This is a genomic window from Acidisoma sp. (assembly GCF_035492295.1).
GTDB lineage: Bacteria > Pseudomonadota > Alphaproteobacteria > Acetobacterales > Acetobacteraceae > Acidisoma.
Window position 1 is genome coordinate 12193 of the sequence record NZ_DATJJK010000021.1, and the last position, 12653, is coordinate 24845.

Consider the following 12653-nt stretch of genomic DNA (forward strand, 5'->3'; position numbering starts at 1 on the left):
ATGTCGGATTGGCCGCGATGAACGGCTTTGGTGACAGGGCGGGCTGTTCGCTCGTGGCGAGGTGGGGCGGTTAAAGCGCTTTTGGCTAGGCCGGGAAGCCAGGCTTTAGTCCAAAGGAAGTATTCAGCGATGTTGCAGCCACCTCGGTGAAACGGCTAACGTTACGCAGAATAAAAGTCCGCACAAAGTGGACGATAAAAAAGGAAATGGGGCATGTCTGAGAAAGAGCCTTCTTTGCCTGCGCTCACCCTACCGACTGACAGCCTATCCCTGCCGCGACGCAGCCTGCTGACAGGGGCGGCCGCATTGGGAGCGACGGCACTCTATGCGCCAAACATCGCCCGTGCTCAGGGCAAGGAGGCGCACCCCCTCGCCGGGAAGTCGATCCATATGTCGATCCTCGGCGTTGCCGGTTGGCTGCCGAGCAGCCTCGGCGTCGACATGTCTCCGGACTTCGCAAAATACGTCAAGGACCGCTACAACTACGACGTGACCTTCTCCTTCGCCGGTGCGCCATTCGGCGCGTTGTTCCAGAAAGCCGCCACTTCTCTGGCGACCAAGAGCCAAGAGTACAACATCATCATCAGCGACAGCCAATGGCTCGGCGCGCTGGCGACACCGAAATGGATCGTCAAGCTTAACGACATCATTGCCAAGGATCCGGCGCTCAACATCGACTGGTATGCGCCGGTGGTGCGCGCGGCCTATCAGGTCTATCCGGACGGCACCGACAACCTCTACGGCTTTCCGCAGGTCGGCGATGTCGAAGGCATCTTCATCCGCAAGGACTGGCTGGAAGCGCCCGGCGAGGCTGACGCCTACAAGGCCAAATACGGCACGCCGATGCCGATGACCTGGGAAGACTTCGAGAAGATGGATTTGGACGATTGGAAGAAGCTGGTTGCCTTCTTCAACCGTCCGGAGAAGGGCTATTACGGCATCGCGATGCAGTATTCCCGCGAATACGACGCGGTCAGCTGCCCCCTGATTTCCTTCATCCGCAGCATGGGCGGCGATATCTGGGACCCCAAGACAGGGCAGGTCGAGGGGATTATGAACACGCCTCTCAACGCGAAGGCCATGGAACTCTATAAGTCCATGCTGCAGTGGAATCCGCCGGGTGCGCTGAACTACTTCATCGCCGAAGTCGTCGATGCCTTCACCCAGGGCAAGGTCTTTGCCGCTTGGCAGTGGGTGGCGACTGGTGCGACGATGGTGCCGGACGCCCTCAAGGGCAAGGTGATGGTGGTGCCCCCGCCTGGCTTCAAGGATGCCAGCGGGAAGCTCAACCGCAATTACATCATCGGCGGTCAGCCATGGGTCATCAACGCCTTCAATGATGACGCCCATATGCGCGTCGCCTTCGACTTCATGCGCTGGTGGTACCTGCCGGAGACATCGGCCAACTATCTCAAGCGGGGTGGCCTGCCTTGCGACAAGGCGACACTCACCAGTCCCGGCTTTGATGACGTCTATCCATGGAACCGCACCTATAAATACATGCTGCAGCGGAGCACGGACTTCTGGCATGATCCGCGCTACGCGGAAATGTTGGCGACCCAGCAGGAAGGTTGGACCGGTTACATGACCGGGCAGTTGAAAAATCCCGCGCATGTGCTGGATTATATTGCCTGCCGGCAGCAGGGCATCCTGTATGATGAGGGTACCGCGGACAAAGCGCCGAGCGGCGCCTGCAACGGTATTCGGCTTTAAGCATGAAGCCCGGTGCGCCAGCGACCTTGAGCCCGTCGCACGACGCGCCTGCGGCTAGATTTGCGTTCTGGGAGGACTTCACCCGGTTCCTTGGCCGGCGTGAAGTTCTCCCGTTGCTTCTCTTGCTGCCGGTGCTCATCTTCTTCATCGTCTGGAACCTGATCCCGACCTTGTGGCTTTTGGGGTTGGGCTTCTATCGGTTCTCACTGACGAGTGGGCATCCGCCGCGCTTCGCGGGCCTTTACAACTATCGGACCATCCTGAACGATTCCGGGATATGGCTCGATCTCAGCCGAACCTTTCTTTTCGTGTTCTTCGCCGTGGCTCTGGAGACGGTGCTTGGGATGGCACTCGGCCTGCTGTTCTGGAACAGTCATCGACTGCCGGGTCGCCGCATCGCTCTCACCATGCTTTTCGCGCCGATGGTGCTGACCCCAGTAGCCTCGGGCACCTTCTGGCGTCTCATCTATGACCCGACCTTCGGCGTGCTCAATTTCTTCATCCGCGGCCTTGGCTTTCACAGCGTCGATTTCCTGGGCAACAGCAGCGTGGCCTTCGGCGCGGTGCTCGCGGTCGATATCTGGATGTGGACGCCGTTCATGGTGCTGATGACGCTGGCGGCGCTGGCCTCGGTGCCGAAGGCAGAACTGGAAGCGGCCGAGATCGATCGTCTTGCCTGGCATCAGCGGCTGCGGCTGATCGTGCTCCACCATGGCAAGTTCATCCTGATGCTGGGCATTCTTCTGCGCACCATTGATGCCTTCAAGACCATGGATCTCATTTACGACATGACCTATGGCGGACCCGGCTCAACGACGCAGCTCGTCGCCATGACGCTTTATCGGCGCGCCTTCGAGGCCTTCAATATGGGGTTTTCATCTGCGCTCGCCGTAATCCTGCTGCTGATCTCTATTGCCTTCACGGCCACGTTCATCTTCGTATTGCATTGGCGTGAGCGGCGGGAGGCATCGCCATGAGACAAACAACCTGGCGCGAGCACGGCTATCACGCATTGCTCTGGCTGGTGGCGCTGATCTTTTTCGCGCCCATTATCTGGATCGTGCTCTGTTCGTTCAAGACGGCGGATCAAATTCTGGCCGTCCCACCCAAACTCATCTTCACACCGACCGTCGCCAACTATGCCAAGCTCTTTTCGAGCAGTGCCTTTCCACGGGAGCTGTTCAACAGCGCCGTCCTGTCGGTGGCGGCGGTTGTGATCGCAGTTGCCGTGTCGTTCCTGGCTGCCTTTTCATTTTCCCGGTTCAAGCCGGCGGGCACGAATTTCCTGATGTTCCTGCTGCTCTCCATCCGCATGTTGCCGGGGTCGGCCGCTATTCTGCCGGTCTACCTCATGTATGTGGCCTTCGGCTGGAAGGACAGCTATGCGGGTATGATCCTGTTTTACGCCATGTTCTCCATCCCCTTCTCGGTCTGGATCCTGAAGGGCTTCATTGACGGCGTCTCCCCGCGCTTTGATGAGACAGGCATCATCAACGGTGCCTCCTGGCTTCGGATCATCGCGCGCACCATTCTGCCGCAGGTAATGCCGGGTGTGATCGCCGCCTCCATCTTCAATTTCATTTTTGTTTGGAATGAATTCCTGTTCAACTACATCATCGGGGGACTTTCGACCTCCAATATTCCGGTGGCGCTGGCCAGCGGTCTTTATTCCAATGGCGGCGTTGACTGGACTTTCATCTCAGCCTTGACCACGGTTTATATCGTGCCGCCGATCCTGGTCGTCTATTTCTTCCAGCGTTACTTGCTGGTGGGCATGACCTTCGGCACCGTGCGCGGGGAAGTGTAATGCGCGGAATTGTGCCACGCGCGGAACTCGCGCTCATCCTCATCATGGTTCTAGGCTTCTTGCTGATCGTGCAGCAATGGAGCTTCGGCCTCTATCAGATCGGACTTCTGACCGTCATGACGGCCACGATCCTCAATATCGCAGTGGGCAACCTGCCGCGCACCGCGGGTCTTTGGCAGGCACTGCGCCTTACCGTGCTGCTGCTCTTCATTGTCGCCGCCGTCTTCGTCATCGGGATCCTTCTGGTCCCCTATCTTGCGCGGCTCGGCGGATGAGCACAGTGCGGCTTGAAGGCGTCAGCCGATCCTACCGTAATGTCCGCGCGCTGGATGATGTCACGGTCGAGATCGCGTCACGCAGCCTTACCGTACTCTGCGGGCCGCCGGCCGCAGGCAAATCGGTGCTGCTCCGGCTGCTGGTCGGTCTGGAGCAGCCGAGTGCGGGTCGCATTCTTATCGATGACCGAGACATCACCGACCTTCCAGCGGCGCAGCGCCGGATCGGCTATGTGCCGCAATCCTTCGCCCTTTTCCCGCATGTCAGCGTCTTCGACAATATCGCCTATCCGCTGACCTTGCAGAAAGTGGGACGCGCCGAAATCAAGCGCCGCGTCGACCAGGTTGCAGATATTTTGCGGATCAAACCGTTGCTGTCCAAGCGCCCCGCTCAGCTCAGCGGCGGGGAAAAGCAACGGACGGCGATTGCCCGCGGCATGTTGAAAAACGCCGAGCTCTTCCTTTTAGATGATCCGCTCGTCGGCCTTGATTTCAAGCTCCGTGAGAGTCTGATGGAGGATCTCAAGGACATGCGGGCCGAGCTTGGCGCGACCTTCCTCTATGTGACCTCCGACAGCCTGGAGGCGCTGACCATGGCCGAGAACCTGATCGTGCTCGATGCCGGTCGTGTCGTCGATGTCAATGCGGCCGGCGACCTGTATCGCACCCCCCGGCATCTCCGTGCGGCGGAGCTCGTCGGCTTCCCACGCTGTAACATGCTGGCCGGCAGGCTGGAACCGGGCAGCCTATGCCGTACCGGGATCGTCGATTTTCACCTTTCGGCACCGACCAATTTCGTTGGCGAGGTCGCCGTCGCTGCCCGTCCGGAGCATCTTTTGCATGACCCCGGCGGGATGCCGTCAACGATCCGCCTGATGGAGAATATCGGCGCGGAATGCGTCGTCTATTTCGAGACCGGGGGCGAGACCCTTGTCACCTCCGTGCCATCACCGAGTGTGGCGCATTTGGACATGGGCTCGCCCTTTCCCTTCGCGATCAATGTCGACGGGCTTCTGGTCTATGACCGCGCCTCCGGAGCACTGCTGGGTCGCGGCCAAGGGGGCCAGAATGCCTGACATCCGCCTCTCTCACATCACGCGCAGTTTCGGCGCCTTCAAAGCCGTCGACGACATCACGACGGTCTTCCCCGAAGGCACCGTGACCTGCCTGCTCGGTCCGTCGGGCTGCGGTAAGACGACGCTCATGCGGATGATCGCCGGGCTGGAAACGCCCACTACCGGTAGCATCAATTTCGGTGACCGCGACGTCACGCAGCTCGCAGCCGGCCAGCGGGATGTCGCCATGGTCTTCCAGTATCCGGTGATGTACTCAACCTGCAGCGTCATCGAGAATATCGAGCTGCCCTTACGCCGGGATCGCTCGCTGTCCGCCGCCGAGTGCCGACGCCGGGCGGACGAGGTGCTGGAGGTGCTGCAATTGGGCGCGGATCGCCACGCTCATATCCGTGACCTCGATATCGGTACACGGCAGAAGGTGGCCGTCGGCCGCGCCATCGCGCGCCGATGCGACGTCATCCTGTTTGATGAGCCGACGACGAATGTGGAGGTGCATGCCAAGCTGGCGCTGATCCGCGCCTTCAAGGAGTTCCGCGCCCGGCTGCGCCAGACCGTGATCTATGTCACCCATGACCAGACTGAGGCGATGACACTCGCCGATCAGATCGCGCTCATGCAATCCGGCCGCATCTCCCAATGCGCGGCACCGCATGTCATGTACGACAAGCCCGAGAGCCGCTTCGGTGGCTGGTTCCTGGGCAACCCGGGCATGAATTTCCTCGCTCCCCGCAACCGCGAGGGCGCGACGCTGCGTTTCGACGTGCTGCCAGGGGCGCTGGCCCTGCCCGCGGCGACCACGGGCGAGGTTTCGCTCGGTATCCGGCCGGAGCATGTCGATGTCCTGCCGGCGCCCACTGCGGAGACGGTGCCGGCCCGTATCCTCCGCTCCAGCATCACGATCGGTGGGCAGAATCTGCTGAGTCTGGTCGTGGGGGAGACGCGGCTCAAGGCCAAGACGGCACCGGGTATCCCGCCTGAGGATGGTGCGACGGTTTTCGTCCGCTGCCCGCTGGAGCATGCGGTGTTCTTCGTGGACGGATTGCGTTTGCCGGAGGCAGTCCAGCGCGCTGGCTAGCGTCCGATCCGTGAATTACACCCTGATCAATGACTTGGAGTGAGGGGAGGCTGAGTGCCATGACGAAGGCGCGCGTCTATGTAGTCGGGACCTGTGACACGAAGGGGGCCGAACTATCCTATGTCCGGCAACTCATCGCCGAGCGGGGACATAGGGTGACGCTCGTGGACGTGTCGACCCGCAGCTTCGAACCGGCGCCCAATATTGCCGCGCCCGATATTAGCGCGGCCGAGGTCGCGGCTCACCATCCCGCGGGCGTGGACGCTGTCTTCACCGGTGATCGCGGCCGATCGGTGGCCGCCATGGCGGAGGCGCTGACCGCGTTCATGTGCGCGCAGGATGATATCGGGGGTGTCATAGGCCTCGGTGGGTCGGGTGGCACGGCGCTGGTTGCGCCCGCGATGCGCGCGCTGCCCATAGGCACGCCGAAGCTCATGGTCTCGACCGTCGCCTCTAGTAATGTTGCACCCTATGTAGGGGCCAGCGACATCACGATGATGTATTCGGTCACCGATCTCGCCGGGTTGAACCGCATTTCCCGCATCGTGCTTGCGAATGCTGCCCATGCCATCTCGGGCATGGTGGAGACGGCACCACCTTCGGCCGCCTCGGACAAGCCTGCCGTGGGCATCACCATGTTTGGTGTCACCACGCCCTGCGTGAACCGCCTGGTCGAACTCCTGAGTGGCAGCCATGACTGCCTCGTGTTCCACGCAACCGGCACCGGTGGCCAGTCCATGGAGAAGCTGGCAGAGTCCGGCCTGCTGCAAGCTGTGATCGACGTGACGACGACGGAGGTCTGCGACCTGCTGATGGGCGGCGTCTTTCCCTGCACCGAGGACCGGTTCGGCGCCATAGCGCGGACAGGCCTACCCTATGTCGGCTCCTGCGGTGCGCTCGATATGGTCAATTTTGGCGCGCAGGAGACGGTGCCGGCTCAGTATAAGGGCCGCAATCTCTATATCCACAATCCTCAGGTCACGCTCATGCGCACCACACCAGAGGAAAATGCACGCATGGGCCGCTGGATCGGAGAGCGGCTCAATCGCTGCGAGGGGCTCGTGCGCTTTCTGCTGCCTGAAGGCGGGGTCTCGGTGCTGGATGCGCCGGGCATGGCCTTTCACGACCCGGCCGCCGACGAAGCGTTGTTCGCAGCACTGGAGCAGACGGTCATTCAAACTGCACGCCGGCAGTTGCTTCGGCTGCCCTATGCGCTCAATGATCCGCTTTTCGCGGATGCGCTGCGCGATCAGTTTCGCGCGGTGCTGGAGGAGGTTTGAGATGGCACGCATGAACCGGGCAAAGTTGATGGATCGGTTCCAGTCCATGGCACGGGCAGGCCAGCCGATTCTAGGCGGGGGCGCCGGCACCGGGCTCTCCGCCAAATGCGAGGAGGCGGGCGGGATCGACCTCATCGTCATCTACAATTCCGGCCGCTACCGCATGGCGGGGCGCGGCTCCCTCGCCGGCATGCTGGCCTACGGCAATGCCAATGAGATCGTGGTTGAGATGGCGCGGGAAGTGCTGCCCGTGGTGCGCCACACGCCGGTTCTGGCCGGCGTCAACGGCACCGACCCGTTTTGCAATCTCGACTATTTTCTCGATCAGCTCGCAGCCCTTGGCTTTTCCGGCGTGCAGAATTTCCCGACCGTGGGGCTGATCGACGGCACCTTCCGGGCGGGGTTGGAGGAGACCGGCATGGGCTACGGGCTGGAGGTGGAGATGATCCGCCTGGCGCATGCCAAGGACCTTCTCACCACGCCCTATGTCTTCAATCCTGACGAGGCGACCGCGATGGCGGAGGCCGGGGCGGATATCCTGGTCGCGCATATGGGGCTGACCACCGGCGGCGCGATCGGGGCCTCGACCGCGCTCACGCTCGATGATTGCGTGGAGCGGATCAATGCAATCGGGAAGGCCGGGCGCGCGGTGCGGCCCGACATTCTCTTGCTCTGTCATGGCGGGCCGATCGCCGAGCCCGAGGACGCGCAGTATGTGCTGGCGCGCTGCCCGGATTGCCACGGTTTTTACGGCGCCTCCAGCATGGAGCGGCTGCCGAGCGAAAGGGCGCTGATCGAGCGGACGCGCCGCTTCAAGCAAATCACCCGCTGAGCGGCGGGGAAGGGGAGGACAGCATGGCACGGGCTTACGCGAGTGCGATCATCGAAGCGCCGGTCGAAGCCGTCTGGGCGGCGATCCGTGATTTCGGCGCTTTGGCGTCCTGGCATCCCGCTCTCGCCTTCAGCGAGATCGAGGGCGGCGGCGATCCGGATGTGGTCGGCTGTGTCCGCAACCTGAAACTGGAGGGCGGTGGCACGGCAAGCGAGCGGCTGCTGATGCTGGACGATAGCCGCTATACCTTCTCCTATAGTTTCGAGACGCCGGCTTTCCCGATCGACAATTACGTGGCGACGATCGAACTCATCCCCGTCACCAATGGTGATAAGACCTTCGCGCAATGGACCGGCACCTTCGATCCGCGGCCGGAAGAGACGGGCGATTACGCCGAGCTGATATCGAACGCCGTCTTCGCCGCGGGATGGGCGGCTTTGGCCGAGAAGCTGAAGGGTGCTACCGCTCCAGCAGGGCAGGGGCCGCGCTGGCAGGGAATGCGGCCAGCCAAGATCTTCTGCTCGTCCATTATCGCGGCGCCTGCTGCAGAAGTGTGGTCGGTCGTGCGCGACTTCGCGAGCATGGACCAATGGCACCCGGATATCGCCGACATGAGCATGAAGGGCGGCGTGTCGTCAGCGAAAGTCTCGGGTGTCCGCAGCTTCCGCGTCGGCGAGGGGGCTCTGGAAGAGCAGCTTACCCTTCTCTCCGATCCTGACCTCGCCTTCCGCTACCGCATCGTGAAGAGCGAGTTACCTTGGTTGAATTATCATGCCGGGTTGCGTCTTTACCCAGTCACGGCGGGAAGTGGGTGTTGCGCTGTGTGGACAGCAGACTGGACAGCGGCACCTCAGGATGATCTGCAGCTGATCCCCTTCGTGCATAACGACGTCTTTCAACGCGCCTTTGACACGCTGGCGGCCCAGCTTTCGTCTGGCGCACCGACATCCGTTTAGGGTTTGACGGTTTCAGATTGAATGGCGCGCGCCATTCAATCTGAACGTGGATCACAGGCGAGGCTTGCCTACCGGCGGTCGGCCGTCGCGGGACCGGACAGCCCGGATAACTGCTCCAGGACCTGATAGACGACCGCTGAGTCCAATGAGCCTTTTCCCTGCGCGCGCGCGGCGCGAAGCACATGCAGAGCCGCGCCCGCAACGGGCGTTGCCGCGCCCAGGCGATCGGCAAGACTGACGGCGGTCGCGAGATCCTTGTGCATGTTGTCGGTGGAGAAATGGGGAGTGAAATCTCCAGAGATCATGCGTGCCCCGCGCGTCTCCATGGCACCCGTGCGTGCGCCCCCCACGCTTGTGATCTGCCGCACGCAGTCCGGGTCGATCCCAGCCATGCGGGCCAGCACCAAGGCTTCCGCCACAGCCTCGATGGCAACGCCGAGGATGAGGTTATTGACGAGCTTCAGGGTGGAACCGGCGCCGGAAGGGCCGGCATGGACGATTACCGCCGACAGGGCTTCAAGCACCGGCCGGACCTGCGCCAGTGTTTCCGCCGCACCACCCACCATGATGCCAAGCTTGCCCGCCTCGGCCACTTTGGGATTGCCCGTTACCGGCGCGTCCAGCATCGCAACTCCGCGCGCTTCCGCCTGGGCTGCGATGGCGCGGGACATCTCCGGCGCAATCGATGCCATGTCGATAAGGATCGTGCCCGGCCGGGCATGGTCGAGCACGCCATCCTTGCCGCAGATCACCGCTTCGGACGCTGCCGCATCCGTCACCATGGTCATCACGACGTCGGACTCCCGGCTCAGCGCGCTGATCCGCTCGGCCCAGTGCGCCCCGGCCTCTAGCGCCGCAGCCGCTTTTGCCTGTGTCCGGTTCCAGACAGTGACTTCGAAACCAGCCTTGCGGAGATTGAGGACCACGGGCGTCCCCATCATGCCAAGCCCGATAAAGCCGATGCGCATGCCTTGTTTCCCCCTAAGGTCCGCGTCAAGGCGGACCAAAGCAACCATTAAGAGCCAATTTGGTGCCTGCCCAGCCCCAGACTGTCAAGCAGGGCGCTGCTTCTACTCGCCGAACATATAGGCTCGGACGTAGAGGATATGCTCGCGCATGAGGCTGCGGGCGGCGTCGCGGTCACGGTCGCAAAGGCTGGCGACGATATTCGTATGCTGCGTGTGCAGGGCGCGGCGATGTTCCGGGGTCATGCTGCGAGCCTTGAGTTGCCCCCATTCGCCGCGCGTTCTGACGACGGCGAGGGCCCGCGCCATGGCGACGATCGTCTGGTTGTGAGTTGCGAGCGCGATCGCCTCATGCAGCGCGCCGTCCCAATGCTCGAACTCTTCCACGCCGGTAGCCGCGGCACCGCCCTTCAGGCAGCTTGCAAGCCGTTCAAGATCTGCCTGAGTCGCGCGCGCAACAGCCAAAGGGGCCATCTCGGGCTCGAAGATCAGGCGGCATTCAACCACGCTCGCCGGGCTGAGCGAATCCGAACTCGGCAGAAAGGCCTCCTCGGCCGAGGCGTTGCCGCCGGCTTTGAACGTCCCGCGTCCGACATGGCGAATGATCAGCTTTTCCTGTTCCAGCACCTGCAAGGCGCGCCGGACAGTGTTGCGGGAGACTCCATAAGTCTCTCCCAGTTCCCGTTCGGTCGGCAGCTTGTCACCCACGCGCCAGCGCGGTGAGCCGATTTCACGGCCGAGCAGCCGTCTCAGTGTCTCTGCGTCGCCGCGCACCGATCCCTCGGTACTCGACTCGGCCTCACGTCCAGGTGTGTCAGCGCTCATGAGTCCGACTTGACATGGCTTAGCCAATGACTGCAAATTGGTTCCTAATTGGAAGCACAAATAAGAAAATTGGTCTAGATTGGATCACTCTAGATTGGATCAAGAATGAAGCTCGCGACCATTTTGCATCATGGACGGCCAACCGTATCGGTCATCAATGCGGCAGACGGCCTCTATTGGCCGCTGACCGAGGTCATTCCGGGGCTGCCAGACCAGATCGGGCATGACATGGTGGCCGCGATCAGCCATTCCGACCGTCTCTTCGCGGCTCCGTCGCCTGTCTCAGCCGGACACAGGCTGGACCGGGCGAAGCTGCTGGCGCCGATCCCGGCGCCACCGCATAACATCATGTGTGTCGGCAAGAACTATTATGCCCATGCACACGAATTCACCAAAAGCGGCTTCGATGCAGGGGCCAAGGCCGAAGAAGCGATCCCGGACTGCCCGATCGTCTTCACCAAGCCGTCGAGTTCGATTGCGGCACAAGGGGACCCGATTCCGCTTTGGGACGGGCTTGATGCCGCCGTTGATTACGAGGCCGAACTCGCTGTGATCATCGGCCGCGGTGGCCGCGCCATTGCGCGGGAGGCGGCCCTATCCCATGTCTTCGGTTATACGATCATCAATGATGTGACCGCGCGGGACTTGCAGCGTCGCCACAAGCAGTGGTTTCTTGGCAAAGGCATCGATGGGTTCGGTCCGATGGGGCCATGGATCGTGACTGCGGACGAAATAGACGGCAGCAACCTGCGCATTGCCTGCCGCGTCAATGGCGAGTTGCGGCAGAATTCATCGACCGCTGACCTTATCTTCGACATACCGGCGCTGATCGAGGCCATTTCAAAGAGCGTCACTCTTGCCCCGGGTGATATCATCGCGACTGGAACGCCGGAGGGCGTGGGTATCGGCTTCGATCCGCCGCGTTTCTTGAGAGACGGCGATATCGTTGAAGTCGAAATTGAAGGCATTGGCATACTGAGGAACGCCGTGCAGCGGGCGCCCGCCAAAACATCAGAAGAGGCCACCTTAGCGGCCCAGTAGGAAAGAGCGTCATGGAATACAATAATGACCGATTTGTTGAAGAATTCGGCGCACAGGGAGAGCTTCTTGTCTTCGTTCACGGCTTGGGCGGCAGCACGAATACTTGGTTTCCACAGAGCCAGATTCTGAAGCGGGACCTCAGGCCCGTGGCCTACGATCTGCCGGGATCGGGACGCACGCCCGTGCGCGAGAATGTCACGATCGACAGCCTTGTCGCCGATTTGAATGAGGTCGTGGAGCATGCCGGTGGCACGGCACGCGTACATCTGGCAGGGCATTCGCTCGGCACCATCATCTGCCAACATTATGCGGCCCGCTACCCGGATCGGGTGGCGAGCCTAGCGCTGATCGGCGCCTTCCCGGAACCCCCCGAGGCCGCTCGGAAGGCGTTGCGCGACCGTGCCGCAAAGGTGCGGGCGGAGGGGATGGCGGCCATCGCCGATGCCATCGTGACGGCCGGCACCTCGGACGACACCAAGGCCAACAATCCGGCCGCGGCATCCTTCGTGCGGGAGAGCATCATGGCGCAGCCGGCGGAAGGCTATGCCCGCGCCTGCGAAGCGCTGGCGGCACTCTCCCGTGCGGATCTCTCCGCTGTGCGGTGCCCCACGCTGGTGCTGAATGGTGATCAGGATCGCACGTCCCCGCCCGATACCGGCTCGGCACTCGCCGGGGCGATCGAGGGCGCCGAGTTCCGCAAGCTGGATGGTTGCGGTCACTGGGCAACGATCGAGCGCGCCAAGCAGGTAAATTACGCGATGACGCTGTTTTATGCGCGGCAGCGCTCATCCAAGGCGGCCTAGGCGGT

The 12653-nt window shown here is 62.1% G+C and carries 13 protein-coding genes; 11 read left to right on the forward strand and 2 right to left on the reverse strand.

From position 1 onward, the window contains the following. Nucleotides 1-213: 213 nt before the first annotated feature. From VL752_RS01410 to VL752_RS01450, 9 genes are all read left to right on the forward strand, one after another. The gene (locus VL752_RS01410; protein WP_325351944.1) at nt 214-1713 is read left to right on the forward strand and encodes an ABC transporter substrate-binding protein; all 1500 of its coding nucleotides are present in this window, start codon (nt 214-216) and stop codon (nt 1711-1713) included. Between the two features lie 113 nt (nt 1714-1826). Further along, entirely contained in the window at nt 1827-2690 is an 864-nt protein-coding gene (locus VL752_RS01415) for a carbohydrate ABC transporter permease (RefSeq protein ID WP_325351945.1), read from the forward strand. Beyond that, entirely contained in the window at nt 2687-3520 is an 834-nt protein-coding gene (locus tag VL752_RS01420; RefSeq protein WP_325351946.1) for a carbohydrate ABC transporter permease, read from the forward strand. The genes VL752_RS01415 and VL752_RS01420 overlap by 4 nt, the downstream gene beginning before the upstream one ends. Continuing rightward, entirely contained in the window at nt 3520-3795 is a 276-nt protein-coding gene (locus VL752_RS01425; RefSeq protein WP_325351947.1) for a hypothetical protein, read from the forward strand. Before VL752_RS01420 ends, VL752_RS01425 begins: the two co-directional genes overlap by 1 nt. Continuing rightward, nucleotides 3792-4871, forward strand: a complete 1080-nt coding sequence (locus VL752_RS01430; RefSeq protein ID WP_325351948.1) for an ABC transporter ATP-binding protein — start codon at nt 3792-3794, stop codon at nt 4869-4871. Before VL752_RS01425 ends, VL752_RS01430 begins: the two co-directional genes overlap by 4 nt. Then, entirely contained in the window at nt 4864-5946 is a 1083-nt protein-coding gene (locus tag VL752_RS01435) for an ABC transporter ATP-binding protein (RefSeq protein WP_325351949.1), read from the forward strand. The genes VL752_RS01430 and VL752_RS01435 overlap by 8 nt, the downstream gene beginning before the upstream one ends. Nucleotides 5947-6005: 59 nt before the next feature. Next, complete coding sequence (locus VL752_RS01440) at nt 6006-7226, forward strand: Tm-1-like ATP-binding domain-containing protein (RefSeq protein WP_325351950.1); 1221 nt, start codon at nt 6006-6008, stop codon at nt 7224-7226. A gap of 10 nt (nt 7227-7236) precedes the next feature. Continuing rightward, entirely contained in the window at nt 7237-8058 is an 822-nt protein-coding gene (locus tag VL752_RS01445) for a phosphoenolpyruvate hydrolase family protein (RefSeq protein ID WP_408863041.1), read from the forward strand. Between the two features lie 23 nt (nt 8059-8081). Next, entirely contained in the window at nt 8082-9014 is a 933-nt protein-coding gene (locus VL752_RS01450; protein WP_325351952.1) for an SRPBCC family protein, read from the forward strand. Between the two features lie 68 nt (nt 9015-9082). On the opposite strand, the gene VL752_RS01455 is transcribed toward VL752_RS01450, so the two are convergent. After that, nucleotides 9083-9982, reverse strand: a complete 900-nt coding sequence (locus tag VL752_RS01455; protein ID WP_325351953.1) for an NAD(P)-dependent oxidoreductase — start codon at nt 9980-9982, stop codon at nt 9083-9085. A 102-nt stretch (nt 9983-10084) separates the two neighbouring features. Beyond that, nucleotides 10085-10804, reverse strand: a complete 720-nt coding sequence (locus tag VL752_RS01460) for a FadR/GntR family transcriptional regulator (protein WP_325351954.1) — start codon at nt 10802-10804, stop codon at nt 10085-10087. A gap of 348 nt (nt 10805-11152) precedes the next feature. Between VL752_RS01460 and VL752_RS01465 the strand changes: the two genes are divergently transcribed. Both VL752_RS01465 and VL752_RS01470 read left to right on the forward strand, forming a co-directional pair. Further along, nucleotides 11153-11845, forward strand: coding sequence for a fumarylacetoacetate hydrolase family protein (locus VL752_RS01465; protein ID WP_325351955.1), 693 nt, complete (start codon nt 11153-11155; stop codon nt 11843-11845). 11 nt (nt 11846-11856) lie between these two features. Next, complete coding sequence (locus VL752_RS01470) at nt 11857-12648, forward strand: alpha/beta fold hydrolase (RefSeq protein WP_325351956.1); 792 nt, start codon at nt 11857-11859, stop codon at nt 12646-12648. Nucleotides 12649-12653 lie beyond the last annotated feature (5 nt).

What these genes read in the sequence shown, in the direction of transcription:
- VL752_RS01460 (WP_325351954.1), bottom strand. Translation starts at nt 10,804, where the DNA reads ATGAGCGCTGACACACCTGGACGTGAGGCCGAGTCGAGTACCGAGGGA.
- VL752_RS01410 (WP_325351944.1), top strand. Translation starts at nt 214, where the DNA reads ATGTCTGAGAAAGAGCCTTCTTTGCCTGCGCTCACCCTACCGACTGAC.
- VL752_RS01465 (WP_325351955.1), top strand. Translation starts at nt 11,153, where the DNA reads ATGTGTGTCGGCAAGAACTATTATGCCCATGCACACGAATTCACCAAA.
- VL752_RS01445 (WP_408863041.1), top strand. Translation starts at nt 7,237, where the DNA reads ATGAACCGGGCAAAGTTGATGGATCGGTTCCAGTCCATGGCACGGGCA.
- VL752_RS01440 (WP_325351950.1), top strand. Translation starts at nt 6,006, where the DNA reads ATGACGAAGGCGCGCGTCTATGTAGTCGGGACCTGTGACACGAAGGGG.
- VL752_RS01450 (WP_325351952.1), top strand. Translation starts at nt 8,082, where the DNA reads ATGGCACGGGCTTACGCGAGTGCGATCATCGAAGCGCCGGTCGAAGCC.
- VL752_RS01430 (WP_325351948.1), top strand. Translation starts at nt 3,792, where the DNA reads ATGAGCACAGTGCGGCTTGAAGGCGTCAGCCGATCCTACCGTAATGTC.
- VL752_RS01420 (WP_325351946.1), top strand. Translation starts at nt 2,687, where the DNA reads ATGAGACAAACAACCTGGCGCGAGCACGGCTATCACGCATTGCTCTGG.
- VL752_RS01435 (WP_325351949.1), top strand. Translation starts at nt 4,864, where the DNA reads ATGCCTGACATCCGCCTCTCTCACATCACGCGCAGTTTCGGCGCCTTC.
- VL752_RS01455 (WP_325351953.1), bottom strand. Translation starts at nt 9,982, where the DNA reads ATGCGCATCGGCTTTATCGGGCTTGGCATGATGGGGACGCCCGTGGTC.
- VL752_RS01470 (WP_325351956.1), top strand. Translation starts at nt 11,857, where the DNA reads ATGGAATACAATAATGACCGATTTGTTGAAGAATTCGGCGCACAGGGA.
- VL752_RS01425 (WP_325351947.1), top strand. Translation starts at nt 3,520, where the DNA reads ATGCGCGGAATTGTGCCACGCGCGGAACTCGCGCTCATCCTCATCATG.